Source organism: Dellaglioa sp. CoH-55-MRSF-8 (assembly GCF_056782195.1).
The window spans coordinates 1-357 of record NZ_JBXAYH010000121.1 but is presented as its reverse complement, the minus strand read 5'-3'; the positions used below and the strand labels follow the sequence as shown (position 1 = coordinate 357).

Sequence of the window (357 nt, the reverse complement as noted above, 5' to 3'; positions counted from 1 at the left end):
ATGAAGAAGTGATTGCCGCAATCGTCGCGGCAGCTACCTCGCGTATGGTGCGGCCATGAGCGCAACGCCAAAGTTCCCGATTTACCAAAAACGCGAATTTCGGTGCGGCAATCATCACGAGGAAGAGTACCTGATGATAGCTCCGAACTACCGCCTACGTGTGTCGTTGGTGTGGGAGCCGAAGCCAAATGCTCTGCTGCACGTCAGTCATGAAGCTTACGATCCGGGGCACGGCATAGACCCCGAACTTCTGACGCTTTGTAAAAAAGAAGACTATACGTGCTCCGAACAAGAGTTCAACGGGGCGCTTAGGGTCGCGCGTGGCCGCATCGACGCGTTTATCAACGCTAATCGTGG

Annotated in this window: 1 protein-coding gene; it reads left to right on the top strand. The window is 54.6% G+C overall.

Going from position 1 to position 357, the window contains the following annotated elements:
* Window positions 1-55: 55 nt before the first annotated feature.
* On the top strand, window positions 56-357 hold a 302-nt coding region (locus tag AC1RPW_RS08185; protein WP_481769471.1), incomplete at its 3' end, for a hypothetical protein.